The 26784-nt window shown below is 72.6% G+C and carries 23 protein-coding genes; all 23 read left to right on the top strand.

The window, feature by feature from the left end:
- Window positions 1-110 precede the first annotated feature (110 nt).
- The 23 genes from pyrR (at window position 111) to ACHUEU_RS04325 (ending at window position 26713) form a co-directional block, all read left to right on the top strand.
- Complete coding sequence (gene pyrR / locus ACHUEU_RS04435) at window positions 111-731, top strand: bifunctional pyr operon transcriptional regulator/uracil phosphoribosyltransferase PyrR (protein ID WP_394214689.1); 621 nt, start codon at window positions 111-113, stop codon at window positions 729-731.
- Window positions 728-1690, top strand: coding sequence for an aspartate carbamoyltransferase catalytic subunit (locus ACHUEU_RS04430; protein WP_394214688.1), 963 nt, complete (start codon window positions 728-730; stop codon window positions 1688-1690). Before pyrR ends, ACHUEU_RS04430 begins: the two co-directional genes overlap by 4 nt.
- A complete protein-coding gene (locus ACHUEU_RS04425; RefSeq protein ID WP_394214687.1) occupies window positions 1680-3023 on the top strand; it encodes a dihydroorotase in 1344 nt (447 codons plus the stop codon). The genes ACHUEU_RS04430 and ACHUEU_RS04425 overlap by 11 nt, the downstream gene beginning before the upstream one ends.
- Complete coding sequence (locus tag ACHUEU_RS04420) at window positions 3020-3514, top strand: PH-like domain-containing protein (protein ID WP_394214686.1); 495 nt, start codon at window positions 3020-3022, stop codon at window positions 3512-3514. Before ACHUEU_RS04425 ends, ACHUEU_RS04420 begins: the two co-directional genes overlap by 4 nt.
- Window positions 3511-4710, top strand: a complete 1200-nt coding sequence (gene carA / locus ACHUEU_RS04415; RefSeq protein ID WP_394214685.1) for a glutamine-hydrolyzing carbamoyl-phosphate synthase small subunit — start codon at window positions 3511-3513, stop codon at window positions 4708-4710. The genes ACHUEU_RS04420 and carA overlap by 4 nt, the downstream gene beginning before the upstream one ends.
- Entirely contained in the window at window positions 4711-8064 is a 3354-nt protein-coding gene (gene carB, locus ACHUEU_RS04410; protein ID WP_394214684.1) for a carbamoyl-phosphate synthase large subunit, read from the top strand.
- On the top strand, window positions 8061-8924 hold the full coding sequence (gene pyrF, locus ACHUEU_RS04405) for an orotidine-5'-phosphate decarboxylase (RefSeq protein WP_394214683.1): 864 nt from the start codon (window positions 8061-8063) through the stop codon (window positions 8922-8924). Before carB ends, pyrF begins: the two co-directional genes overlap by 4 nt.
- 200 nt (window positions 8925-9124) lie before the next feature.
- The gene (gene mihF, locus ACHUEU_RS04400; RefSeq protein ID WP_394214682.1) at window positions 9125-9451 is read left to right on the top strand and encodes an integration host factor, actinobacterial type; all 327 of its coding nucleotides are present in this window, start codon (window positions 9125-9127) and stop codon (window positions 9449-9451) included.
- Window positions 9448-10047, top strand: a complete 600-nt coding sequence (gene gmk / locus ACHUEU_RS04395) for a guanylate kinase (RefSeq protein WP_394214681.1) — start codon at window positions 9448-9450, stop codon at window positions 10045-10047. The genes mihF and gmk overlap by 4 nt, the downstream gene beginning before the upstream one ends.
- Before the next feature lie 83 nt (window positions 10048-10130).
- Window positions 10131-10493: a DNA-directed RNA polymerase subunit omega gene (rpoZ, locus tag ACHUEU_RS04390; protein ID WP_096803308.1), complete on the top strand. Its 363-nt coding sequence runs from the start codon at window positions 10131-10133 to the stop codon at window positions 10491-10493.
- 24 nt (window positions 10494-10517) lie between these two features.
- On the top strand, window positions 10518-11798 hold the full coding sequence (gene coaBC, locus ACHUEU_RS04385; RefSeq protein WP_394214680.1) for a bifunctional phosphopantothenoylcysteine decarboxylase/phosphopantothenate--cysteine ligase CoaBC: 1281 nt from the start codon (window positions 10518-10520) through the stop codon (window positions 11796-11798).
- Between the two features lie 5 nt (window positions 11799-11803).
- On the top strand, window positions 11804-13012 hold the full coding sequence (gene metK, locus ACHUEU_RS04380) for a methionine adenosyltransferase (protein WP_394214679.1): 1209 nt from the start codon (window positions 11804-11806) through the stop codon (window positions 13010-13012).
- Window positions 13009-13392 carry a phosphoribosyl-AMP cyclohydrolase gene (gene hisI, locus ACHUEU_RS04375; RefSeq protein ID WP_394214678.1) on the top strand — a complete coding sequence of 128 codons (384 nt, stop codon included), beginning with the start codon at window positions 13009-13011 and terminating at the stop codon, window positions 13390-13392. The genes metK and hisI overlap by 4 nt, the downstream gene beginning before the upstream one ends.
- On the top strand, window positions 13389-14981 hold the full coding sequence (locus tag ACHUEU_RS04370; RefSeq protein ID WP_394214677.1) for an anthranilate synthase component I: 1593 nt from the start codon (window positions 13389-13391) through the stop codon (window positions 14979-14981). The genes hisI and ACHUEU_RS04370 overlap by 4 nt, the downstream gene beginning before the upstream one ends.
- The gene (locus ACHUEU_RS04365) at window positions 14978-15643 is read left to right on the top strand and encodes a Trp biosynthesis-associated membrane protein (protein WP_394214676.1); all 666 of its coding nucleotides are present in this window, start codon (window positions 14978-14980) and stop codon (window positions 15641-15643) included. Before ACHUEU_RS04370 ends, ACHUEU_RS04365 begins: the two co-directional genes overlap by 4 nt.
- 111 nt (window positions 15644-15754) lie before the next feature.
- Entirely contained in the window at window positions 15755-16069 is a 315-nt protein-coding gene (locus tag ACHUEU_RS04360) for an HGxxPAAW family protein (RefSeq protein ID WP_394214675.1), read from the top strand.
- Window positions 16066-16533 carry a DUF2752 domain-containing protein gene (locus ACHUEU_RS04355; RefSeq protein WP_394214674.1) on the top strand — a complete coding sequence of 156 codons (468 nt, stop codon included), beginning with the start codon at window positions 16066-16068 and terminating at the stop codon, window positions 16531-16533. Before ACHUEU_RS04360 ends, ACHUEU_RS04355 begins: the two co-directional genes overlap by 4 nt.
- Before the next feature lie 57 nt (window positions 16534-16590).
- Window positions 16591-17424, top strand: a complete 834-nt coding sequence (gene trpC, locus ACHUEU_RS04350) for an indole-3-glycerol phosphate synthase TrpC (protein ID WP_394214673.1) — start codon at window positions 16591-16593, stop codon at window positions 17422-17424.
- Complete coding sequence (gene trpB, locus ACHUEU_RS04345; RefSeq protein WP_394214672.1) at window positions 17421-18779, top strand: tryptophan synthase subunit beta; 1359 nt, start codon at window positions 17421-17423, stop codon at window positions 18777-18779. Before trpC ends, trpB begins: the two co-directional genes overlap by 4 nt.
- Window positions 18776-19609, top strand: a complete 834-nt coding sequence (gene trpA / locus ACHUEU_RS04340; RefSeq protein WP_394214671.1) for a tryptophan synthase subunit alpha — start codon at window positions 18776-18778, stop codon at window positions 19607-19609. Before trpB ends, trpA begins: the two co-directional genes overlap by 4 nt.
- Window positions 19610-19622: 13 nt before the next feature.
- Window positions 19623-20576 carry a prolipoprotein diacylglyceryl transferase gene (gene lgt, locus ACHUEU_RS04335; protein ID WP_394214670.1) on the top strand — a complete coding sequence of 318 codons (954 nt, stop codon included), beginning with the start codon at window positions 19623-19625 and terminating at the stop codon, window positions 20574-20576.
- Between the two features lie 88 nt (window positions 20577-20664).
- The gene (gene gltB / locus ACHUEU_RS04330) at window positions 20665-25242 is read left to right on the top strand and encodes a glutamate synthase large subunit (RefSeq protein ID WP_394214669.1); all 4578 of its coding nucleotides are present in this window, start codon (window positions 20665-20667) and stop codon (window positions 25240-25242) included.
- Complete coding sequence (locus ACHUEU_RS04325; RefSeq protein ID WP_394214668.1) at window positions 25235-26713, top strand: glutamate synthase subunit beta; 1479 nt, start codon at window positions 25235-25237, stop codon at window positions 26711-26713. Before gltB ends, ACHUEU_RS04325 begins: the two co-directional genes overlap by 8 nt.
- Window positions 26714-26784: the final 71 nt, after the last annotated feature.

The following is a 26784-nucleotide window of genomic DNA, read 5'->3' as shown; positions in this document are numbered from 1 at the left end:
GCGGGCGGCCGCGGCCGCCGTGACCCCGGCCCCGTAGGATCGACCATGCTCGCCTGAGCGCACCACCCTTTAACGACACGTCCTGTGAGGCGTGGAAGGGAGAAGACCGCATGACCGAACGACCCCTGAACCCCGCCTCGCTTGAGGGGGCCGACAGCTCCCGCGTGCTGGGCCCCCCGGAGATCCGGCGGGCGCTGACCCGCATCGCGCACGAGATCCTCGAGAGCGGCCACGGCGCCGAGGACCTGGTGCTGCTGGGCATCCCGCACCGGGGCGTGCCGCTCGCCCGCCGCCTCGCCGAGCTGATCGCACGCGCCGAGGGCCTGCCCGAGGACGCAGACCTCAGCGAGCTGTACGGCGCACTGGACATCACCATGTACCGCGACGATCTGCGCTCGAACCCCACCCGGGCACCCCGCCCCACCCGCATCCCGCGCTCCGGGATCGACGGCCGCACCGTCGTCCTGGTCGACGACGTGCTCTACTCCGGCCGCACCGTCCGGGCCGCGCTCGACGCCCTCGGAGCGATCGGTCGCCCCGCCGCGGTGCGCCTGGCGGTGCTGGTGGACCGCGGGCACCGCGAGCTGCCGATCCGCGCCGATCACGTGGGCAAGAACCTGCCCACCTCCCGCAGCGAGCGCGTCCAGGTCCAGCTCGCGGAGACCGACGGACAGGACGCGGTCGACATCGTGCGACCCGCCGCCCCCGCCCGCGAGGGGGAGCAGGCATGAAGCACTTCATCGCCATCGCCGACCTCACCCGCGAGGAGGCGCTGTCCGTGCTCGCCACCGCCGAGCACATGGCCGACACCCAATCGCGCGCGATCCGCAAGCTGCCCACGCTGGTCGGCGCCACCGTGGTGAACCTCTTCTTCGAGGATTCCACCCGCACCCGGATCAGCTTCGAGGCCGCGGCGAAGCGGCTCTCCGCCGACGTCATCAACTTCTCCGCCAAGGGGTCGAGCCTGTCCAAGGGCGAATCCCTCAAGGACACGGCACTGACCCTGCAGGCCATGGGCGCCGATGCGGTCGTGGTGCGCTCGGGATCCTCCGGCGCCGCGCACCTGCTGGCGCACGCCGGGTGGATCGACCAGCCGATCGTCAACGCCGGCGACGGGGCGCACGAGCATCCCACCCAGGCGATGCTCGACGCCTTCACCCTGCGTCGCCACCTGCGGCCCGGGGACCCCCGGGCCGGTCTCGACGGGCTCCACGTGGTGATCGTCGGCGACGTGCTGCACTCGCGGGTGGCGCGCTCGAACGTCCTGCTGCTGACCCTGCTCGGCGCGCGCGTCACCCTGGTCGCACCGCCCGCGCTGGTACCCGTCGGCGCCTCCGCCTGGCCCTGCGCCATCAGCTACGACCTCGATGCGGCCCTCGCCGACTGCCCGGATGCCGTGATGATGCTGCGGGTGCAGCGCGAACGGATGGTCGGCGGCGGCTTCTTCCCCACGGAGGGGGAGTACTCCCGCCGCTACGGGCTGACGATCGCCCGCGCCGCAGCCCTGCCCGAGCACGCGATCGTCCTGCATCCCGGACCGATGAACCGGGGCTTCGAGATCGCCGGCGCCGTCGCGGACTCCCCCCGCAGCGTCATCGTCGAACAGGTCGCCTCCGGCGTCTTCGTCCGGATGGCAGTCCTCTACCACCTGCTCGCCACCGACGCCCGGGAGGCGCACCGTGAGAACTGAGACCATCGACAGCACCGTGCCCACCGGTGACGCCGCCGCGACACCGCTGCTGATCCGGGGCGGCCGTCCCTACGGCGAGGACGTCCAGGACGTGCTCCTGGCCGGCGGCCGCATCCAGGCCGTCGGCACCGACCTGGAGCTGCCCGAGCACACGGAGGTCATCGAGGCCGAGGACTGCATCGTGCTGCCCGGCCTGGTGGACCTCCACACCCACCTGCGCGAGCCCGGCGGGGAGGAGGCCGAGACCGTCGAGACCGGGACCCGCGCCGCCGCCCGCGGCGGCTTCACCGCCGTGCATGCCATGGCCAACACCACCCCGGTCGCGGACACCGCCGGTGTGGTCGAGCAGATCGCCCGCCGCGGCGACAGCGCCGGCTGGTGCACGGTGCGACCGGTCGGAGCGGTCACCGTGGGCCTGGCGGGGGAGCGGCTGGCGGAGCTCGATGCGATGGCGAACTCCGGTGCGCAGGTCCGCGTCTTCAGCGACGACGGCAAGTGCGTCCACGACCCGGTGCTGATGCGACGGGCCCTGGAGTACGTGAAGTCCTTCGACGGGGTCATCGCCCAGCACGCCCAGGACCCGCGGCTGACCGCGGGCGCCCAGATGCACGAGGGCGTGGTCTCCGCGGAGCTGGGGCTCACCGGCTGGCCGGCCGTCGCCGAGGAGTCGATCATCGCCCGCGACGTGCTGCTCGCCCAGCACGTCGGCTCCCGCCTGCACGTCTGCCACCTCTCCACCGCGGGCAGCGTCGACATCATCCGCTGGGCGAAGCAGCGGGGCATCGCGGTGACCGCCGAGGTCACCCCGCACCACCTGCTGCTGACCGACGAGAACGTGCGCCAGTTCGACGCCGTGTTCAAGGTCAACCCGCCGCTGCGCACCGCCGCCGATGTCGAGGCGGTCCGGGAAGGGCTGGCCGACGGCACCATCGACATCGTCGCCACCGATCACGCCCCCCATCCCCGCGACGCCAAGGACCGGGAATGGGACCAGGCCGCGATGGGTATGACCGGCCTGGAGACGGCGCTGTCGCTGGTGCAGCTGACCATGGTCGACCAGGGCCGGCTCAGCTGGCGCGACGTCGCCCGCGTGCTCTCCGAGAAGCCCGCCGAGATCGGACGCGACCGGGAGCAGGGGCACCCGCTCGAGCCCGGCTCCCCGGCCCATGTGCTGGTCTGGGACCCGCGACCGATGCGGGTGGCCGATCCCGCCGAGCATGCGTCCCTCAGCCGGAACTCGCCCTTCGCAGGGCTCGAGCTGCCCGGCAGCAACCGCCTGACCGTGCTCGGCGGGCGACCCACCGTCCGTGACGGGCAGGTGGTCCGGCGATGAGCGAGCGGCTGATCCCCGTCCTGCTGCTCGGGGTGCTGTTCGCCGCGGCCCTGACCGCCATGGCGTGGGGATGGACGCGGCGCGGTCGCTCCCAGCAGCATCTGCCCCTCCCCGCAGATCACACCCTCGCCCAGCTGGGGGAGGGGATCGACCACGGACCCGTGGACGCCGTCTACGTCGACACGGTCCTCGCCGAGCAGCCCCTCGAACGGGTCGTCGCCCACGGCCTGGGCCAGCGTGCGAAGGCCCGGGTGACCCTCGGCGACGGCGGCTCCTGGCGCCTGGAGCGCACGGGTGCCCCGGACCTCACCATTCCCGCCGCGGACCTCGTGGAGATCACCTCCGGTCCGGGCATGGCCGGGAAGTTCATCGGCGGCGACGGGCTGCTCATCCTCCGCTGGCGCCTCGGCGGCCAGCTCCTCGACACCGGTCTGCGCCTCGCTCGGCGCACCGACCACGACCTCCTGCTCTCCCGGAAGGAGCACGCATGACATCCCCCGCTTCCCCCAGGCCCACGAGCCGCCGGGCGCGCCCGGACAAGGCACTGCTGATCCTCGAGGACGGCACCGTCCTGCGCGGCTCCGCCTACGGCGCCCGCGGCTCCCGCCTCGGCGAGGTCGTCTTCACCACCGGCATGACCGGCTACCAGGAGACCCTCTCGGACCCCTCCTACGCCGGCCAGATCGTCGTGCAGACGGCCCCGCACATCGGCAACACCGGGGCCAACGCCGCGGACATGGAATCGCGCAAGGTGTGGGTGCGCGGCTACGCCGTCCGCGATGCCAGCCGCATCGCCTCCTCGTACCGCGCCGAGCAGACCCTGGACGAGCTGCTCATCGGCGGCGACGTGGTCGGCATCAGCGACATCGACACCCGCATGCTCACCCGTCGGCTGCGCGAGACCGGTGCGCTGCGCGGCGGGATCTTCTCCGGCGACGCGCTCCGGATCCCCGAGGAGCAGCTGCTGGCCCAGGTGCGGCAGCAGCCCGAGATGAGCGGTGCCAGCTTCGTCGAGGAGGTCACCATCGCCCAGCCGGTGGTCCTGGAGCCCGAGGGCGAGGTGCGCGCCACGATCGCGGCCGTGGACCTCGGCATCAAGAGCGCCGCCCCGCGCAGCATGCTCGCCCGCGGACTGCGCGTCCACCTGCTGCCGGCGACCACCTCCCTCGAGGACCTGATCGCGCTCGCGCCCGACGCCGTGTTCTTCTCCAACGGCCCCGGGGACCCCGCCGCCGCCACCGAGCAGGTCGCGCTGCTGCGCGGAGTCCTCGACGCCGAGCTGCCCTTCTTCGGGATCTGCTTCGGCAATCAGCTGCTGGGCCGTGCCCTCGGCTTCGACACGTACAAGCTGAAGTTCGGCCACCGCGGCATCAACCAGCCCGTCCAGGACCGAGAGACCGGGCAGGTGGCGATCACCGCCCACAACCACGGCTTCGCCGTCGACGTCCCCCTCGAGGGCGAGCACATCGCCCCGTACGACGAGGGCCGCTACGGTCGCGTGCAGGTCTCGCACGTCGGCCTGAACGACGACGTGGTCGAGGGGCTGCGCTGCCTCGACCGCCCCGCGTTCTCGGTCCAGTACCACCCCGAGGCAGCCGGCGGACCGCACGACGCCTCGCCCCTCTTCGATCGTCTGGCAGAGCTCGCGATCGCCCACCGCGCCGCCTCTGCCTCCAAGGAGTCCTGAATGCCCCGTCGCCCCGACCTCTCCTCCGTCCTCGTCATCGGCTCCGGCCCGATCGTCATCGGCCAGGCCGCGGAGTTCGACTACTCCGGCACCCAGGCCTGCCGGGTGCTGCGCGAGGAGGGCCTGCGGGTCATCCTCGTCAACTCCAACCCGGCCACGATCATGACCGACCCGGAGATCGCCGATGCCACGTACATCGAGCCGATCGACCCGCAGATCATCCGCACCATCATCGAGAAGGAGCGGCCCGACGCGCTGCTGCCCACCCTCGGTGGGCAGACCGCGCTCAACGCCGCGATCGCCCTCGCCGAGAACGGCACCCTCGCCGAGTTCGGCGTCGAGATGATCGGCGCCAGCCTCGACGCCATCAACAAGGCCGAGGACCGCCAGCTCTTCAAGGAGGTCGTGGACCGGGTGGGCGGCGAGTCCGCGCGCTCGAAGATCTGCCACACCGTGGAGGATCTGCTGGACGGCGCCGAGGAGCTCGGCTACCCGATGGTGGTGCGACCCAGCTTCACCATGGGCGGCCTCGGCTCGGGCCTGGCCTACGACGAGGCCGACCTGCGCCGCATCGGCGGTGACGGGCTGCACTACTCGCCGACCTCCGAGGTGCTGCTGGAGGAGTCGATCCTGGGCTGGAAGGAGTTCGAGCTCGAGCTGATGCGCGACAGCGCGGACAACTGCGTCGTGATCTGCTCGATCGAGAACGTCGACCCCGTCGGCGTGCACACCGGGGACTCCGTCACCGTGGCCCCGGCGCTGACCCTCACCGACGTGGAGATGCAGACCCTGCGGGACCTCGGCATCGCGATCATCCGCGAGGTCGGCGTCGACACCGGGGGGTGCAACGTGCAGTTCGCGACCCATCCGGAGACCGGGCGGGTGGTGGTCATCGAGATGAACCCGCGCGTCTCCCGCTCCTCGGCGCTGGCCTCGAAGGCCACCGGCTTCCCGATCGCCAAGATCGCCGCCCGCGTCGCTATCGGGTACACGCTGGACGAGATCCGCAACGACATCACCGGCACCACCCCGGCGAGCTTCGAGCCGGCGCTGGACTACGTCGTGGTGAAGGTCCCGCGCTTCGCCTTCGAGAAGTTCCCCGCCGCGGACGCGACGCTGACCACCACCATGAAGAGCGTCGGCGAAGCGATGGCGCTGGGCCGCAACTTCACCGAGGCCCTCGGCAAGGCGCAGCGCTCCATCGACGTCAAGGGGGCCGCCTTCTCCTACGAGGGGGCGCCCCCCACGCCTGCCGAGGTCACCGAGCTGCTGGACGCGTCCCGCACCCCGACCGCCGAGCGCCTGGTGGACATCGGCCGGATCCTGTGGTCCGCCGCCGAGGGCGTCGTCGATCCCGCGGAGACCCTCGACCGGCTGGTGGAGGCCACCGCGATCGATCGCTGGTTCCTCGACCAGATGCTGATCATCGCCGAGCTCGCCGCCGAGATCCGCTCCAGCGAGGTGCTCGACGCCGACCTGCTGTCCCTGGCCAAGCGCCACGGGCTCTCCGACGACCAGATCGGTGCTCTCAGCGGCCACAGCGGCGACGTGGTCAAGGGGGTGCGCGAGGCGCTGGGCATCAATCCGGTCTTCAAGACGGTCGACACCTGCGCCGCGGAGTTCGCCTCCGCCACCCCCTACCACTACTCGACCTACGACCAGGAGACCGAGGTCGAGCCGCGCGAGCGGCCGGCGGTGCTGATCCTCGGCTCGGGCCCCAACCGCATCGGCCAGGGCATCGAGTTCGACTACTCCTGCGTCCATGCCGCCATCGCGCTGGGCGATCCGGAGCTGCCCGGCGGCGGCTACGAGACCGTGATGATCAACTGCAACCCCGAGACGGTCTCGACCGACTACGACATCGCCGACCGCCTCTACTTCGAGCCGCTCACCTTCGAGGACGTGGTCGAGGTCTACGAGGCGGAGAAGGCCGCGGGCCCGGTCGCCGGGGTCATCGTCCAGCTGGGCGGCCAGACCCCGCTCGCGCTCGCCCGCCGGCTCGAGGCCGCCGGGCTGCCGATCATCGGCACCAGCCCCTCCGCCATCGACAACGCCGAGGACCGCGGCCACTTCGGTGCCCTGCTCGCCGAGGCGGACCTGCCGGCGCCCCCCTACGGCACGGCCTGGGGCCTCAGCGATGCGATCGAGGTCGCCGCGACGGTCGGCTACCCGGTGCTGGTGCGGCCGAGCTACGTGCTCGGCGGCCGCGGCATGGAGATCGTCTTCGACGAGCCCGGGCTCCTCGACTACGTCGGCCGGAACCTGCCCGACGGCGGCCGTGCCGAGGCCCCGATCCTCATCGACAGCTTCCTGGACACCGCGATCGAGATCGACGTCGACGCCCTCTACGACGGCACCGACCTGTACCTCGGCGGGGTCATGGAGCACATCGAGGAGGCCGGCATCCACTCCGGCGACTCGGCCTGCACCCTGCCCCCGGTGACGCTGTCGGACGCGGTGCTGGACCGGATCCGCACCTCCACCCTCGCGATCGCCGAGGGGGTGGGCGTGCGGGGACTGCTGAACATCCAGTACGCCCTCTCCCACGGCGTCCTCTACGTGCTCGAGGCCAATCCCCGCGCCTCCCGCACCGTGCCCTTCGTCGCCAAGGCCACCGGCGTCCCGCTCGCCCAGGCCGCGGCCCTGCTGATGGCCGGCACCTCGATCGCCGACCTGCGCCGCAGGGGAGTGCTCCCTGCCGAGGGGGACGGGGCCGACCTGCCCGACGACTCACCGATCGCGGTCAAGGAGGCGGTGCTCCCCTTCAAGCGCTTCCGCACCCACGAGGGACGCGCGGTGGATTCCGTGCTGGGTCCGGAGATGCGCTCCACCGGTGAGGTGATGGGCCTGGACTCCACCTTCCCGCTGGCCTTCGCCAAATCGCAGCTGGCGATCGCCGGCCAGGGCCTGCCCACCTCCGGCACCGCCTTCGTCTCGGTCTCCGACCGGGACAAGCGCTCCCTGCCGCTCCCGGTGGCGCGCCTGGCGGCCCTCGGCTTCGAGATCCTCACCACCGCCGGGACCGGGCGGGTGCTGCGCCGCTACGGCATCCCCTGCCGGGTGCTGCGCAAGGCCTCCGAGCCGGGCGAGGACGCCAGCGTCATCGAGCTGATCGAGAACAGCCGGGTGGACCTGGTGATGAACACTCCGTCGGGCTCCAACGCCCGGGTCGACGGCTACGCGATCCGCGCCGCGGCCACCAGCATGGATGTCCCGATGATCACCACGCTGCAGGAGTTCCAGGCGGCCGTGCAGGCGATCGAGGCACGACCGGTGGAGCGCTTCGAGGTCACCAGCCTGCAGGACCACACCGCACGCCTGGCGGCGGCCCGCACCGCTCGGTCCGGCGCATGAACGGGCCGCAGCGCGGCCCGGCGGGGAGCGAGGGTTTCGGGGAGCGTCTGCGCCGCGCCGTGCAGGCCCAGGGCCCGGTGATCGCCGGTGTCGACCCGCACTCCTCCCTGCTGGAGGCATGGTCGCTGCCGGACACCCCTGCGGGCCTGCGGGAGTTCTCCCGGATCACGCTGGCCGCGATGGGCGGGACGGTCGCGGCGATCAAACCGCAGTCGGCCTTCTTCGAACGCCACGGCTCCGCCGGGGTCGCGGTGCTCGAAGAGCTGCTCGCCGCCGCCCGCGAGGCAGGGGTGCTGACCATCCTCGACGTCAAGCGCGGGGACATCGGCTCCACCATGGGCGCCTACGCCCAGGCGCATCTGCTCCCGGGCGCCCCGCTGGAGGCCGATGCGATCACCGTCAGCCCGTACCTCGGCGCCGGCTCGCTCGACCCGGCGGCCGCGCTTGCCGCCGAGCACGGCAAGGGCCTGTTCCTGCTGGCGCTGACCTCGAACCCGGACGGACCGCAGATCCAGCACGCCCGGACGGCGGGCGACACGCCGGTGGCGCTGGAGATCGCGCGACACGCCGAACGGATCGGGAACGCCGGGCCGGGGGAGTGGTCGAGCGTGGGACTGGTGGTCGGAGCGACCGTCGGCCGCGCGTACCGCGAGCTCGGTCTGGATCGCGCGGCGCCTACCGTCCCGCTGCTCGCCCCGGGCTTCGGCGCTCAGGGTGCCGGACCTGCGCAGCTCTCCGAAGTGTTCGGAGAAAATGCAGGTCACGTGCTTGTTTCGCTGTCCCGTGGGCTCTCGGCCGCAGGCCCGGACGAGGCGACGCTGCGGGCGCGTGCCGAGGCGCTGCAGGCGGACTTCACCTGAGTGCTCACCGCCCGGACCGCCGCCGGGTGGCGGCGGTCCGGGCGTCGCCGCAGCGGGTCGCCGCACGCCCCGATCCGCACCGGACCAGCGATGAAGCGTGTCATGAGTGCGCTCCGCCACGAATATGGGGTTACGCTCTTCCCACACCGAGGTCCGCTCGGATCTCCCCGTCACCAGCAAGAGAACAAGAGGTAAGAACAGTGGCTCTCCCTCCCCTCACCCCTGAGCAGCGGGCCGATGCCCTGAAGAAGGCCGCAGAGGCTCGTCGCGAGCGCGCGGCCATCAAGGCACGCCTGAAGGACAGCGCCGGTCATCGTGGCGACGAGATCACGAAGGTCCTCAAGGAGGCCGAGACCAACGAGATCGTCGGTCGTCTCCGCGTCTCGGCGCTGCTGGAGGCCCTCCCGGGCGTCGGCAAGGTCAAGGCGCAGCAGATCATGGAGGAGATCGGCATCTCGCCCTCCCGCAAGATCCGCGGCCTCGGCTCGCACCAGGCGGAGAAGCTCGTCGCGCACTTCGCAGAGTGAACGAATCCTCCACCGGGGCCGGCGCCGCGAAGGCGTCGGCCCCGGTCACCGTCCTGGCCGGCCCCACGGCGGTCGGCAAGGGCACCGTCTCCGCGGCGATCCGTGCCCGCTATCCCGAGATCTGGCTGTCCGTCTCCGCGACCACCCGGGCACCGCGCCCCGGTGAGGTGGACGGGGTGCACTACCGCTTCGTCAGCGAGGCGGAGTTCTCCTCCCTGATCGAGAACGGTCAGATGCTGGAGTGGGCCGTGGTGCACGGTCGCCACAGGTACGGGACCCCGCGCGGCCCCGTCGAGCAGAAGGTCGAGGAAGGTCGCCCGGTGCTGCTGGAGATCGATCTGGCCGGCGCACGACAGGTCCGCGAGACCCTCCCGGACGCCCGCTTCGTGTTCCTCGCCCCACCGGACTGGGACACGCTCGTGGACCGCCTGGTGGGCCGCGGCACGGAGGACGCCGAGGAGCGCGAGCGCCGCCTGGCGACCGCACGGGTCGAGCTGGCGGCGGAGGACGAGTTCGACGTCACCATCGTCAACGACGCCGTGGATCGGGCCGCCGGAGAGCTCGCCCACCTGCTCGGCGTGCGCGACCTCACCTGAGGCCCGGGGCCCGCGGCCTCGCCCCGACCCGGGGAAGGGCGTATCCTGAGGCGTCGCCCGTCATATCTCACGAAGGGACATCCGTGGCCGGAACAGTCGCACAGCCCGAAGGCATCACGAACCCCCCGATCGACCGTCTCCTGGAGACCGTCGACTCGAAGTACGCCCTGGTGCTGTACGCGTCCCAGCGTGCTCGCCAGATCAACTCGTACTACTCGCAGCTCTCCGAGGGCCTGCTGGAGTTCGTCGGCCCGCTGGTGGACGTCGAGAACCAGGAGAAGCCGCTCTCCATCGCCCTGCGCGAGATCGACGAGGACCTGCTCACGATCCGCGAGATCGACGAGGAGGAGTACGCCGCGCAGAACGAGCCGGACCCGAACGCTCCGGCCCCGCTGATGCTCGGCGACGACGCCCCCGAGATCCCGCCGACCGACTTCCCGCTCTGATCCCGGCCTCCGCCGGATGATCCGATGAGCAGCGAGCTGCGGACCCTCAGCGGTGCCCGCGTCCTGGTCGGCGTCGGGGGTGGCATCGCCGCCTACAAGACCGCGCACCTGGTGCGCGGTCTTGTCGGCGAGGGGGCCGATGTGCGCGTCCTCCCCACCGCCTCCTCCCTCGAGTTCGTCGGGGCCGCGACCTGGGAGGCGCTCAGTCACCACCCGGTCCTCACCTCGGTCTTCGAGGATGTCGAGGAGGTCGCCCACGTCCGCCTCGGCCAGCAGGCCGATCTGGTGGTGATCGCGCCGGCGACCGCGGACCTGCTGGCCCGGCTGCGCATGGGTCGCGCCGACGACCTGCTGACCGCCTCCGCCCTGGTGACCCGGGCCCCGATCATGGTGGCGCCGGCGATGCACACCGAGATGTGGGAGCACCCCTCGACCGTCGAGAACGTGGCGGTGCTGCGCGAGCGCGGTCTGACGGTGCTCGAGCCCGCCGTGGGCCGGCTCACCGGCCCTGACTCCGGGCCGGGCCGGCTCCCCGAGCCCGCAGCGATCTGCGAGGCCGCCCGCGCCGCGATCACCGCCCCGAGGGACGAGCGGGGCGCCGTGCGCCGGGACCTCGTCGGCCGGGAGCTGCTGATCACCGCCGGCGGCACCCGCGAGGACCTCGACCCGGTCCGCTATCTGGCCAACCGCTCCTCCGGACGGCAGGGCTGGGCACTCGCCCATGCCGCCCTCGTGCGCGGCGCCCGCGTCCGCCTGGCCGCCGCGAACGTGGACCTGGAGACCCCACCCGGTGCCCAGCGGCTGGACGTGGCCAGCGCCGCCGAGCTCGCCGCACTGGTCGCCGCGCATCGCGGCCGGGCCGACGCGCTGGTGATGGCCGCCGCGGTGGCCGACTTCACCGCCGCCGAGCGGGCGGGGGCCAAGATCAAGAAGGACGAGTCCGCCGGGGACGACAGCGACGCGGTGCCCGCGATCGCCCTGCGCCGCACCCAGGACATCCTGCGCCGCAGTGTGCTCGAGCGCACCGACTCGGGAGCGGCCCGCCCGGCCATCGTCGGCTTCGCCGCCGAGACCGGATCCGACGAGGACAGCGCGCTCGACCTGGCGCGCCGGAAGGCCCGGCGCAAGGGCGCGGACCTCCTGGTCTTCAACGACCTGACCTCCGGGGTGTTCGGCGCCGCCGACAACGCCGTGCGGATCCTGGACCGCAGCGGTGAGGAGGTCGCCCGCGCCGAGGGCTCCAAGACCCTCGTCGCCCACGCGGTGCTCGACGCCCTCCTGCCCGTCCTGCCGGAAGTACCCTGATCCCCATGACCACCAGCGAGCTGCGCACCTTCACGTCCGAATCGGTCACCGAGGGGCATCCCGACAAGATCTGCGACCAGATCTCCGACGCCATCCTCGATGATCTGCTGGCCCAGGACGCCGGCGCCCGCGTGGCCGTGGAGACCATGGTGACCACCGGACTCGTCCACGTCGCCGGAGAGGTCCGCACCAGCGGATACAGCGACGTCGCCACGATCGTGCGCGACGTGATCCGGGAGATCGGCTACGACTCCTCCGAGAAGGGCTTCGACGCCGACTCCTGCGGCATCGAGGTCTCCATCGGGGCCCAGTCCCCGGACATCGCCCAGGGGGTGGATTCCTCCTTCGAGACCCGCGGGGACGTGGCGGCGGAGGCGTTCGCGAAGCTCGGCGCCGGTGATCAGGGACTCATGTTCGGCTACGCCTGCCGCGACACCCCGGAGCTGATGCCGCTGCCGATCCACGCCGCCCACCGCCTCACCCGCAACCTCTCCGCGGCCCGCCGCGACGAGGTGCTGCCGTACCTGCGCCCGGACGGCAAGACCCAGGTCTCGATCGGCTACGACGAGGACGGTGTGGCCCGCAGCGTCGACGCGATCGTGGTCTCCACCCAGCACAGCGCCGAGGCGGACCTCGACAGCCAGCTGGCCCCGGCGATCTCGAAGGTCGTCATCGCCCCGGTGCTCGAGGACCTCGAGTCCCTGGGCCTGGACACCTCGTCCGTGGTCACCCACATCAACCCCTCCGGCCGCTTCGTGCTCGGCGGCCCCAAGGGCGATGCCGGACTGACCGGCCGCAAGATCATCGTGGACACCTACGGCGGCATGGCCCGTCACGGCGGCGGCGCGTTCTCCGGCAAGGACCCCAGCAAGGTGGACCGCTCCGGCGCCTATGCGATGCGCTGGGTGGCCAAGAACATCGTCGCCGCAGGCCTCGCCGACCGCTGCGAGGTGCAGGTCGCCTACGCCATCGGCGTCGCCGAACCGGTGGGCCTGTACGTGGAGACCTTCGGCACCGGGCACGTCCCCTCGCACCAGATCGCCGCCGCCGTGCGGAAGGTCTTCGATCTGCGCCCGGCCGCGCTCATCGACGCCCTGGACCTGCTGCGCCCGATCTACGCCCTGACCTCCGTGCACGGCCACTTCGGTCGTGAGCTGCCGGAGTTCACCTGGGAGCGCGCGGACCGCGCCGAGGAGCTGGGGCGCGCCCTGTGACCACGCCCGCTCCCCGCCTCGACCCCGCTCTCGCCGCCCGCCTCAAGCACGACGACGCCGGACTGCTCACCGCCGTGGTGCAGGACGCCACCGACCACCGGGTGCTGATGGTGGGCTGGATGGACGACGAGGCGCTGGCCCGCACCCTGAGCTCCGGACGCGTCACCTACTGGTCACGCTCCCGCAGCGAGTACTGGCGCAAGGGCGACACCAGCGGACACGTCCAATGGGTCCGCTCGGTCGCCCTGGACTGCGACGGCGACACCCTGCTGGTGAGCGTCGACCAGGTCGGAGCCGCCTGCCACCGCGGCACCGACACCTGCTTCGACGGCGGCGACCTGGGCGCCGTCGTCCTTCCCCCCACGGAGCGCACCGCATGAGAGAGCAGCCCACCACGACGCCGACCCGCGCCGAGGCCTACCCCGAGCAGGTCGGCGGGCGCGAGGGCGATGCGCTCGGCGTGATCACCCCCGACCGCGAGACCTTCCGGGACCTCGCCGCCCGTCAGCGCGTGGTCCCGCTCAGCGTGCGGCTGCTGGCCGATGAGGACACCCCGGTCTCCCTCTATCGCCGACTGACGGCCGACGGCGGCCCCCGCGGCACCTTCCTGCTCGAGTCCGCGGGGGAGGGTGAGGCGTCCCGCTACTCGATCATCGGCACCCGGGCCCGCGCCGTCCTCACCGAGCGCGACGGCCAGGCCCACTGGCGCGGGGACGTCCCCGCCGGGGTCCCCACCACGGGCAGCCCCGTGGAGGCGCTGCGCGCGGTGACCAGCGAGTTCCGTGCCGCCCGCCAGCCCCACCTGCCGCCCTTCTCCGGTGGGATGGTCGGTTTCGTCGCCTACGACGCGGTCCGGCACTGGGAGAAGCTCGCCGCACCCCCGCCGGACGAGATCGGCCTGCCGGACCTCTCGATGCTGCTGGCGCAGGACGTCGTGGTCCACGACGCGCACGACTCCACCGTGGTGCTGGTCGCCAACGCCCTGAACCTCAACGCCACCGACGACGGCGTCGACGCCGCCTACGACGACGCCCTCGCCCGACTGGAGACGATGCGGGAACGGCTGCGCACCCCGGTCGGGGGCGGCGCGGTCGTCTACGACACCGTGCGCGAGCTCGAGCCCACGGCCCGCACCACGCAGCCCGAGTACGAGCGGGCCGTGCACGAGGCGGTCCGCGACATCATCGACGGCGAGATCTTCCAGGTGGTCCCCTCGCAGCGGTTCTCGCTGCCGATCGCCGCGGATCCGCTGGACGTCTACCGCGTGCTGCGGCGGATGAACCCCAGCCCGTACATGTACCTGCTGCGCACCGTCGACGCCGAGGGGGAGCCCATCGACGTGGTCGGCGCGAGCCCGGAGTCCCTGGTGAGCGTGCGAGGGGCCACTGCCACCACCCATCCGATCGCGGGCTCGCGGCCGCGCGGCGCCACCCCGGAGGAGGACGAGCGGCTCGGGGCCGAGCTGCTCGCCGACCCCAAGGAGCGCTCGGAGCACCTGATGCTCGTCGACCTCGCCCGCAACGACCTGCAGAAGTTCTGCGCTCCCGGCACGGTGGTGGTCCGCGATTTCATGCACCTGCAGCGCTTCTCCCACATCCAGCACATCGTCTCCACCGTCACCGGGCATCTGCCCAGCGGTGTCGAGGCCTACGACGCGCTGCGGGCCACGTTCCCGGCCGGGACGCTCTCCGGCGCCCCGAAGCCCTCCGCGATGCGGATCATCGACCGGCTCGAACCGGTGCGGCGCGGCGTCTACGGAGGCACCGTGGGGTACTTCGACTTCGCCGGTGACATGGACATGGCGATCGCGATCCGTACCGCCGTCATCAAGGACGGCACCGCCCACGTGCAGGCCGGCGGGGGAGTGGTCGCCGACTCCGACGCGACCATGGAGCACCGCGAGACCCAGTCGAAGGCCGCCGCCGCGCTGCGGGCCGCCGCGGCCGCCGACACGCTCCGCCCGGCATGAGCACGCAGGAGCCCGCCGCCCGCCGCGCTCTGCCCGGCCGGCGCACCACCGTCCTCGCCGGCACCGCGGCCTCCGCGCTGCTGGCCGGGACCACCCGCACCACCTGGATCCACGCGACCGCACCGGATCTGACCGGCACCGTGCAGCAGGTGGAGGTGCTCGGCGCGGAGGCGGCACCGGCGGTGCTCGCCCTCGCGCTGGTGGCGATCGCCGCCTCGCTCGCCACCGCCCTGCCCTCCGCCTGGCTCCGCTTCCTGACCGGTCCGGTGCTGCTGCTGAGCGGTGTCGGCGCCGGCCTGGCGGCGCTCGGCGTGCTGCGGGATCCGGCCGCTGCGGCGGGCGCGGCCGCCACCACCGCCACCGGCGTGGTCGGCGCCGCGGTCGCGGGCGCGACCACCGCGTGGCCGCTGCTGACCCTGGTGCCCGCGCTCGGGGTGCTGGCGGTCGGGGTGCTGGTGCTGCTCGCGGGCGGCGGCTGGCCGCGCCGCGACCGGTACCGCAGCGCCGCCGTCGCCGTCACCGCCGACCCCACCGAGGATCCTGCGGCCGCCTGGGACGCGCTCACCCGCGGCGAGGACCCCAGCCTCGGACACGCGCAGCAGCCGACGCCGCCGAGCCCGCAGGAGCCCCCCGGGACGGAGCCGCCCCCGCCCGCGCGGTGATCACGCTCACCCGGTGGGCGACACCTCGCGCGCAGCGATGGACGATGCGCTCTCCAGGACGCCCTGGCGTGGCACAATGGGCGCGACCGGGACCCTGACTGGAGAAGGATCATGCCGAAGAGCTACACCGTGCCGCCGCCGCCCCACCACAACGAGGGCAAGACCGTCGCGGCCTGGACCATGAACCTCGGTATCGTGCTGGGCTCCCTCGGGATCGCCATCGGCATGGTCGCCAGCGCCCTGAGCATCCTGATCTGGGTGGGCGCCGGGGTGGTCCTGCTGGCCATCCTCATCGGCGCGGCGCTGTCCCTGACCGGCCGCGGCCAGCCCCGCCGCTACGGCGCGGCACAGGCCGCAGCCACCGCCGCGGACGGCTCCGCCCGCAATGCGCGCTCCGGCCGGCCCGCTGAGGCCGACGCGCGGTGACCTCGCCGGCGCGGCGGGAGCACGGCGCCGCCGTGGCCCTCGCTCCCGCCCGGGGCCCGCGCCGGATGCTGCTGCCGCTCGCGATCGGTGCCGCCGGCATCGCTCTCGCCCTCCTGGTGCAGCTGGTCTTCGATCCGTTCCGCACCCACATCCCGCTGTGCGTGCTCAACCACCTCACCGGCCTGGAGTGTCCCGGCTGCGGAGCGATCCGTTCCGTGCACGCCCTGCTGGCCGGTGAGCCGCTGCTCGCCCTGCGCAGCAACGCGCCGGTGACTCTCGCGCTCCCGCTGGTCGGGATCGGCATGGCGGTCTGGACCGGGCGGCGCGCGCGGGGCCTGCGCACGGAGCTGATGCCCTCGAGGACCGTGCTGCTGGTCCTGGTCGGGCTGCTCTCCCTCTTCACGGTGCTGCGGAACCTGCCGATGTTCTGGTTCCTGGCCCCGATCTCCCTCGTCGGCGGCTGAGACCCGCCACCGACCCCGCGGGGTGCCCACCACCCCGCTCTGCTGCAGGAGGCCTGTGTGACCACCACCGGAACCGTCCTCGACGAGATCATCGTCGGCGTGCGCGAGGATCTCGCCTCGCGCCGCGCCGCGGTGCCCGAGGCGGAGATCACGCGCCTGGCCCAGGCCGCCCCGCCGGCCCTGGACGCCGCCGCCCGACTGCGCGGCGACGGCACCACCATGGGGCTGATCGCCGAGGTCAAGCGGTCCAGTCCGTCCAAGGGAGCCCTCGCCGAGATCCCCGAACCGGCCGAGCTCGCCGCGCTCTATGCGGACTCCGGTGCCTCCGCGATCAGCGTCCTGACCGAGCAGCGCCGCTTCCGCGGAACCCTCGCCGACCTCGATGCCGTCCGTTCCCGGGTCGACGTCCCGGTGCTGCGCAAGGACTTCGTGGTCGAGTCCTATCAGGTGCTCGAGGCGCGCGCCCACGGCGCCGACCTGGTGCTGCTGATCGTCGCCGCCCTGGACGACGCCCTGCTGCGGGACCTGTACGACCTCACCCGCGAGCTCGGCATGCAGGCGCTCGTGGAGACCCACACGGCGCCCGAGCTCGAGCGCGCGCTCGCCCTCGGGGCGGATCTCATCGGCGTCAACGCCCGCAACCTCAAGGACCTCACCGTCGACCTCGGTCGGGCCGCGGACCTGCTGGCCAGGATCCCCGCCGGGCCGCTCGCGATCGGCGAGTCGGCGGTGGCCTCGGTCGCCGATGTCGAGGCCTACGCCGCCGCCGGTGCCGACGCCGTCCTGGTCGGCGAGGCCCTGGTCACCTCCGGTGCTCCGGCCGATGCCGTCGCCTCGTACCGTCGGGTGGCCCGACGCGGGCGCCCCCTCCCGGAAGGAGCTCAGGCATGAGCAGCCCCGATCCCCAGCGTGTCCCGCTCGAGGACGTCGTCCTGGATCTCACCCGCCCCACCACCGAGCTGCGCTCCGAGACCGGCCCGTACTTCGGGGACTTCGGCGGGCGCTTCCTGCCCGAGGCGCTGGTGCCCGCACTCGACGAGCTGATCGAGGTGTACGAGAAGGCGATCGTGGACCCGGAGTTCACCGCCGAGCTGCAGCGGCTGGCCGCCGACTACACCGGACGTCCCTCCCTCCTCTCCGAGGCTCCGCGCTTCTCGCAGCTCGCAGGAGGCGCCCGCATCCTGCTCAAGCGGGAGGATCTGAACCACACCGGCAGCCACAAGATCAACAATGTGCTGGGGCAGGCGCTGCTGACCAAGCGGATGGGCAAGACCCGGGTGATCGCCGAGACCGGCGCCGGTCAGCACGGCGTCGCCACCGCGACCGCGGCGGCGCTGTTCGGGCTGGACTGCACCATCTACATGGGCGGTGAGGACACCGAGCGCCAGGCCCTGAACGTGGCCCGCATGCGACTGCTGGGCGCGGACGTGGTCCCCGTCGAGCAGGGCTCGCGCACCCTCAAGGACGCGATCAACGAGGCATTCCGCGACTGGGTCGCCAACGTCGAGACCACCCACTACCTGCTGGGCACCGTCGCCGGCCCCCATCCCTTCCCGGCGATGGTCCGCGACTTCCACCGCATCATCGGCGAGGAGGCCCGGGCCCAGACCCTGCAGCGGGTGGGCCGGCTCCCCGATGCGGTCGTCGCCTGCGTGGGCGGAGGCTCCAATGCGATGGGGATCTTCCACGCCTTCCTCGACGACACCGACCCGCTGGTGCGGCTGATCGGCTGCGAGGCCGGGGGTGACGGCATCGACTCGGGCCGGCACTCGGCGACCCTCAACGGCGGCTCCGCCGGGGTGCTGCACGGTGCCCGCAGCTTCGTGATGCAGGACGAGGACGGTCAGACCATCGAATCCCACTCCGTCTCCGCCGGGCTGGACTATCCCAGCGTCGGTCCCGAGCACGCCTGGCTGGCGGACATCGGCCGCGCCGAGTACCGGGCTGTCGACGACGGTCCCGCGATGGACGCCTTCGCCCTGCTGTCGATGACCGAGGGCATCATGCCCGCGATCGAGTCCGCCCATGCCCTCGCCGGTGCCCTGCAGCTGGGCCGGGAGCTCGGGGAGGACGCCGTGATCCTGGTGAGCCTCTCCGGCCGCGGGGACAAGGACGTCGACACCGCCTCGACCTGGTTCGGCCTGGTGGGCGATGAACCGGCCCGCGCCGACCTCTCCGCGCTCCGCGCCGCCGCCCGCGAGACCAGCCCGGACCGGGCCGCACCGACGCACGAGGAGACACGATGACCACCGCCGACAGCGCTCGCCTGCGTGCCGACGAGGTCCTGGACCGCGCCCGCTCCGAGAACCGCGCCGCCCTCATCGCCTACCTGCCCGTGGGCTATCCCGATCTGCAGCGCTCGATCGAGGCCGCCCGGATCCTCATCGACCACGGCGCCGACATGATCGAGCTGGGGCTGCCGTACTCCGACCCCGTCATGGACGGCCCGGTGATCCAGCAGGCGGCCTCCGCCGCCCTCGCCGGCGGGACCCGCACCCGCCACGTGCTCGAGGCCGTCGAGGCGCTCTCGGGCCGGGGCGCGGCGATCCTCGTGATGAGCTACTGGAATCCGATCCTCGCCTACGGCCCCGATGCCTTCGCCCGCGACCTCGCGGCCGCCGGCGGCGCCGGCGTGATCACCCCGGACCTCATCCCCGACGAGGGGGCCGACTGGATCGAGGCCGGAAAGCGGCACGGTGTGGATCGGGTCTTCCTGGTGGCTCCGAGCTCCCCGCGCGACCGCCTCGCGCATGTGGTCTCGCACACCGAGGGCTTCGTCTACGCCGCCAGCGCCATGGGTGTCACCGGCACCCGGGCCAGCGTCTCCGCGGCCACGGAGGGCCTGGTCGAGCGGACCCGGGCGGCCGGGGCGAAGAACGTCTGTGTGGGACTGGGCGTCTCGAACGGTGACCAGGCCGCGCAGGTCGGCGCGTATGCTGATGGGGTGATCGTCGGGTCCGCCTTCGTACGCGCACTGAGCGAGAACCAGGGCGACGACGCAGCGGCCCGCACCGCCCTGGCGGCGGTGGCAGACGACCTGCGCGCCGGCGTCGAGCGCGCCCGCACCGAGACCTGAGCGGAGGACGGACATGATCCCCAGCCCGTCGCTCTCCGCGCTCTCCCTCGGACCGCTCACGATCCACTTCTACGCCCTGTGCATCCTCGCCGGGATCGGCGCGGCGATGTGGTGGGCGACCAAGCGCTGGGAGGCGCGCGGCGGTGATGGCGACACCTTCTTCGACATCATCTTCGTGGCGATCATCGCCGGCATCGTCGGCTCCCGGATCTGGCACGTGCTCACCTCCCCGGCGCCCTTCTTCGGCCCGGACGGGGACCCGCTGGCCGTGCTCTTCATCTGGCAGGGCGGGCTCGCGATCTACGGCGGCGTCGCCGGCGGTGCGCTCGCGGTCTGGCTGATGGCACGCCACAAGGGCGTCTCCTTCACCGCCCTGGCCGATACCGTCGCCCCCACCCTGCTGATCGCCCAGATCCTGGGCCGCTTCGGGAACTGGTTCAACCAGGAGCTCTACGGCCCTGCGCTGGATGCCTGGTGGGCATGGGACATCACCTGCGTCACCAACGGGCAGACCATCGGCGGCTGCATCCCCGGCACCTACCACCCCACCTTCCTGTACGAGCAGCTGTGGATGCTCGCGGGGCTCGCCGTCCTGCTGCTGCTCAGCCGTCGCCACCAGTGGGCCGGCGGCCGGATCTTCTGGGCCTACGTCGCGATCTACTCCACCGGGCGCGCCCTCGTCGACGCGATCCGCACCGAGCCGGTGCTGATGATCGGGCCGCTGCGCATCCACACCCTGGTCGCGATCGTGATGGCGCTGGTCGGCATCGCGATGTTCATCGTGCTCACCCGGCGCAGGCAGCAGCGCGGGGGAGAGGTCGTCGCCGCCGACGGCTCCTTCGAGCTGCCTGCGCAGACCGCGGGCAACGGCCCCGACGAGGACGAGACCGAGAAGTCCGGGACGCCTCCCTCCACCGGCCCCGACCCGGCACCCGGACCCCAGGGACCCCGCCCCGAGCGACGCTGATCGCCGGCGCGGGAGGCGCCCCGGACAAGGGTGCACGTCGTCACGACGATCCCGCCACCGGCCGCCCACCCCGAAGGGTTCAGGCATCATGCTCCCGCTCAGCTCCCGCTTCTCCGCCCTCCCCGCTGCTCACGGGCTCTATCATCCGGGCTCCGAGGTCGACTCCTGCGGGGTGGCGATGATCGCCACCCTCCGCGACCCCGGTCACCACATCGTCGAGCACGCCCTGACGGCGCTGCGCAATCTCGAGCACCGCGGCGCCGTCGGCGCCGAGGAGGAGACCGGCGACGGCACGGGGATCATCGTCCAGCTGCCGGACGCCTTCCTGCGCGCAGCGAGCGGGATCGACCTCCCGCCCGTCGGCGCCTACGCCGCCGGCATCGCCTTCGTGCCCGGCGACCGCCCGGGCCGGGACCGGGTGCTCGGCACGCTCGTCGAGATCGCCGTCCAGGAGGGCCTGCAGCTGCTGGGGACCCGAGACGTCCCGGTCACCGAGGGGATCGTCGGTCCCTCCGCCGAGGCGGTGCGTCCGGACATGGTGCAGGTCTTCCTCGCCGACGCCGCCGGCGAGCGCACCGGGCTCGCCCTCGAGCGGGCCGCCTTCGCCGTGCGCCGCCGGGTCGAGCACAGCACCGCCGGCTACTTCCCCTCCCTGTCCACGCGGGTGATGGTCTACAAGGGCATGCTCACCCCGGTCCAGCTCGAGGCGTTCTACCCGGACCTCCGCGATCCACGCTTCGCGACCCGGCTCGCGATCGTGCACTCGCGCTTCTCCACCAACACATTCCCCGCCTGGCCGCTGGCCCAGCCGTTCCGCACCCTCGCGCACAACGGCGAGATCAACACCGTGATCGGCAATCGCAATCGGCTGCGGGCCGCCGAGGGTGCCATGGCCACCGACGCCTTCGGCGAGGACTTCGCCCGACTGCTGCCGGTGAACACCCCCGGTGCCTCCGACTCCGCCGGCCTGGACGAGGCGCTCGAGCTGCTGCACCTGTCCGGCCGCTCCCTCGCCCACTGCCTGATGATGCTCATCCCCGAGCCGTGGGAGAACGACCCCTCGATGGATCCAGACCTCCGGACCTTCTACGAGTACCACGCAGCGCTCCAGGAGCCATGGGACGGCCCCGCCGCGGTGGTCTTCACCGACGGCACACAGGTGGGTGCGAGGCTGGACCGCAACGGGCTGCGGCCGCTGCGCTACTGGGTGACCGACGAGGACCTGATCGTGCTCGGCTCCGAGACCGGGCTGGTGGACGTGCCCCGCAGCGCGGTGGTCCGCACCGGCCGGGTCGCACCGGGGGAGATCTTCCTGCTCGACCTCGAGCGCGGGGAGATCATCCCCAGCGAGCAGGTCACCCGCGGCCTCGCCACCGAGCACCCCTACCGCACCTGGGTGCAGGAGCAGAAGGTCCCGCTCGCGGGCCTGCCCGCGCGCGAGCACATCACCCACTCCCGTGCCTCCGTGGTGCGCCGCCAGCAGACCTTCGGCTATACGGAGGAAGAGCTGCGCATCCTGCTCGCCCCGATGGCGGCGAAGGGCGCCGAACCGCTCGGCGCGATGGGCACCGACACCCCCATCGCGGCGCTCTCGGACCGTCCGCGTCTTCTGTTCGACTACTTCACGCAGATGTTCGCGCAGGTCACCAACCCGCCGCTGGATTCTTTGCGGGAGGAGATCGTCACCTCCCTGGGCATCACCATCGGCCGCTCCCGCAACCTGCTGGACGCCACCGCGCAGCATGCCCGCCAGCTCGCCCTGGACTTCCCGATCCTGGACAACGACCAGCTGGCGAAGATCGTCGCGATCGATGCGCACCCCGCCACCGCCGACTTCCGCACCGTGCGGCTGCGCGGTCTGTACCCCGTGGGCGGGGGCACGGCCGCGCTCGAGCAGCGGCTGCGCGAGCTGTGCGAGGAGGCGGTCACCGCGATCGACGAGGGCGCCACGTTCCTGCTGCTCTCGGACCGAGACGCGAACCAGGTGCTCGCCCCGATCCCGTCCCTGCTGCTGACCAGTGCCGTCCAGCACCACCTGGTGCGCACCGGCCGGCGCACCTCCGCCGCGCTGCTGGTGGAGGCGGGGGACGTGCGGGAGGTGCACCACGCGGCCCTGCTCATCGGCTACGGCGCGAGCGCGATCAACCCCTATCTCGCGATGGAGAGCGTCGAGGAGCTCGTCGACCGCGGGGTGGTCAGCGACCTCACGCCCGCGCAGGCGGTCGCGAACCTCAATCGGGCCCTCGGCAAGGGAGTCCTGAAGATCATGTCCAAGATGGGCATCGCGACCGTCGCCTCCTACCGCGGCGCCCAGATCTTCGAGGCCGTCGGCCTCGCCGATGAGCTCGTGGAGGCGTGGTTCCCCGGCACCATCAGCCGCATCGGCGGGATCACGCTGGACGTCATCGCCGCGGAGAACGCGGCCCGCCACGCGCTGGCCTATCCGGTGGACGGACAGCGGCCCGCGCACCGCGCCCTCCCCGTCGGCGGCGAGTACCAATGGCGCCGCGAGGGGGAGCCGCACCTGTTCACCCCCGAGGCGGTGTTCCGCCTCCAGCACTCCACCCGCACCCGCCAGTACGAGGAGTTCCGTCGCTACACCGATGAGGTCGACGACCAGCACGAGCGCCTGATGACGCTGCGCGGGCTGCTGCGCCTGCGCACCGGCCGGCTCGAGCCGGTGCCGCTGGACGAGGTCGAGCCGGTGGAGGCGATCACTCGGCGGTTCATGACCGGAGCCATGAGCTACGGCTCGATCTCGCAGGAGGCCCACGAGACCCTGGCGATCGCCATGAATCGCCTGGGCGGAATGTCCAACAGCGGTGAGGGCGGCGAGGACCCCGAGCGCCTGCGAGATCCGGAGCGTCGCAGTGCGATCAAGCAGATCGCCTCCGGCCGCTTCGGGGTCACCAGCGAGTACCTCACCTTCGCCAAGGACATCCAGATCAAGATCGCCCAGGGCGCCAAGCCCGGGGAGGGCGGGCAGCTGCCGCCCGAGAAGGTCTATCCGTGGATCGCCCGCACCCGGCACTCCACCCCCGGGATCGGGCTGATCTCGCCCCCGCCCCATCACGACATCTACTCGATCGAGGACCTCGCCCAGCTGATCCACGACGCGAAGTCCGCGAACCCGGCAGCGCGCATCCACGTCAAGCTGGTCTCCCGCTTCGGCGTGGGCACGGTCGCCGCCGGCGTCTCCAAGGCGCATGCGGACGTGGTCCTGATCTCCGGCCACGACGGCGGCACCGGTGCCAGCCCGCTGAACTCCCTCAAGCACGCCGGCACCCCCTGGGAGCTGGGCCTGGCGGAGACCCAGCAGACCCTGCTGCAGAACGGCCTGCGCGATCGGATCACGGTGCAGGTGGACGGCCAGCTGAAGACCGGACGCGACGTCGTGATCGCCGCGCTGCTGGGCGCGGAGGAGTACGGCTTCGCCTCCGCGCCGCTGGTGGTCTCCGGCTGCGTGATGATGCGCGTCTGCCACCTGGACACCTGTCCCGTCGGTGTGGCAACCCAGAACCCCGAGCTGCGGGAGCGCTTCACCGGGAAGGCCGAGCACGTGGTGACCTTCTTCCGCTTCCTCGCCGCACAGGTCCGCGAGCATCTGGCGGCGCTGGGACTGCGCTCCCTGGACGAGGCGATCGGCCGCGGCGACCTGCTGACCCTGGCCGAGGGCGAGCGGGCCGCCACCGTGCTCGGCGCCGCCAAGCGCGAGGGCCTGGACCTCACCGCCATCCTCACCCCGCCGACCGTCCACGAGGGCGACTTCCCCCGGCGGCGGCGCGGACAGGACCACCAGCTGGACCGCGCTGCCGACCATCCCTGGATCGCCGGTGCCCAGGAGGTGCTCGAGGGCACCGCCGGGTCGGTGCACCTGCGGGACACCCTGCGCAACGTCCAGCGCAGCGCCGGCACCCTGCTCGGGCACGAGGTGACGCGCCGCACCGGTGGCCACGGCCTGGCCGAGGACGCGATCGTGCTGGACCTGGAGGGCACCGGGGGCCAGTCCTTCGGCGCCTTCCTGCCGCGCGGGATCAGCATGCACCTGAGAGGGGACGCCAACGACTACGTCGGCAAGGGCCTCTCCGGAGGCATCATCGCCGTCGGCCACGGCCGCGGGACCGCCCCGTCGCTGACCTCCGCCCCGATCGCCGGGAACACCTGCGCCTACGGCGCGACCAGCGGCCGCCTGCTGCTGGCCGGCGCCGCGGGGGAGCGGTTCGGGGTCCGCAACTCCGGGGCGACCCTGGTCGTCGAGGGGATCGGCGACCACGGCGCGGAGTACATGACCGGTGGCGCGGTGCTGGTGCTGGGGCCGACGGGCCGCAATCTCGGGGCCGGGATGAGCGGCGGCACCCTGTTCGTGCTCGACCTCGACCCCGCCCGCCTGAACCCCGCCGATGCCCCCGGCTTCGCGGTGACACCGGTGCGACCCGAGCACCGCGGGTTCGTGCTCGAGGCGCTGGCCGACCACGTCGCACGCACCGGCTCGGACCGGGCGGCCGCGCTGCTCGCGGACGAGGAGGAGCTGCTGGAACGGCTGACCGAGATCGCCCCACGCGCCTTCCTCACCATCACCGCCCTTCGCGAGGACGCGGCGGCCCGGGGCGAGGACCCCGATGCGAACCACGTCTGGAACGAGATCATGGAGGCCACCCATGGCTGATCCCCGAGGATTCCTGCGCGACCGCGACCGGGAGCTGCCCGCCCGACGCCCGGTCCCGCTGCGCCTGATGGACTGGCGAGAGGTCTACGAGGCCAGGGAGCAGGGCACCCTGGACGTCGTCTCCCGGCAGGCGGGGCGCTGCATGAACTGCGGCATCCCCTTCTGCCATCAGGGCTGCCCGCTGGGCAACCTGATCCCGGAGTGGAACGACCTGGTCTACCGCGAGGACTGGCGGGAGGCGAGCGAGCGCCTGCACGCGACCAACAACTTCCCGGAGTTCACCGGCCGCGCCTGCCCGGCGCCCTGCGAGTCCAGCTGCGTGCTGGGGATCAATCAGCCCCCGGTGACGATCAAGAACGTCGAGGTCTCCATCATCGACCGGGCCTTCGCGGAGGGCTGGGTGCAGCCGGTCGAGCCCACGCGGCAGACGGGTCGTTCGGTGGCGGTGGTCGGCTCCGGCCCGGCCGGGCTCGCCGCCGCCCAGCAGCTGACCCGTGCCGGCCACTCCGTGGTGGTCCTCGAGCGCGATGACCGGATCGGCGGACTGCTGCGCTACGGGATCCCCGAGTTCAAGCTCGAGAAGCGCCATCTCGAGCGGCGGCTGGCGCAGATGCGCGCCGAGGGCACCCGCTTCCGCACCGGGATCGACGTCGGAGGGACGGGGGAGGGCTCGCTGAGCGTCCCGGAGCTGCGCTCCCGCTTCGACGCGGTGGTGCTCGCCACCGGCGCGAGCGTGCCGCGCGAACTGGCGGTGCCCGGCCGTGGGGCCAGCGGTATCCATGCCGCGATGGACTACCTCACCCAGGCGAACCGCCTGGTCGAGGGTGACTGGGTCGCGGACCCGCTGACTGCGGAGGGGAAGGACGTGGTGATCATCGGTGGTGGGGACACCGGCGCCGACTGCCTGGGCACCGCGCTGCGCCAGGGAGCCCGTTCGGTGACCACCCTCGCGATCGGCACCCAGCCACCGGCCGAGCGCGACGCGAGCCAGCCCTGGCCCACGCATCCCGTGCTGTTCGAGGTCTCCGCCGCCCACGAGGAGGGCGGGGAGCGCTCCTACCTCGCCTCGACCACCGGTTTCCGGGTCGACGACGAGGGCGCCGTGAGCGGGCTCGTCGTGGCCCGCACCCGGTATCAGGACGGGTCCCGCGTGCCCACCCCCGGCACCGAGACCGTGCTTCCCGCCACCCTGGTGCTGCTCGCCCTGGGTTTCACCGCGGCCCGCAGGGAGGGCCTGCTGGAGGAGCTGGGAGTGGACATCACCTCGCGTGGCAACATCCGGCACGATGCTGACTGGTCCACCACCGTGCCCGGCGTCTTCACCGCCGGCGACTGCGCCCGAGGCCAGAGCCTCATCGTCTGGGCGATCGCCGAGGGGCGCTCCTGCGCCGCGGCGGTCGATGCGCAGCTGATGGGGAGCACTTCGCTGCCGCGCCCCGTGGACCCCGGCGAGAAGCCCGTCACAATGTGAAAGACTAGGGGGAAGAACACGCGATGCCGCGGCCCTCTGGCGGCGCTCTCGCGCTGTTCCGGGAGGGAACG

It is taken from the genome of Brachybacterium vulturis (assembly GCF_043641765.1).
GTDB lineage: Bacteria > Actinomycetota > Actinomycetes > Actinomycetales > Dermabacteraceae > Brachybacterium > Brachybacterium vulturis_A.
This window is presented reverse-complemented; position numbering and strand designations above follow the sequence as displayed.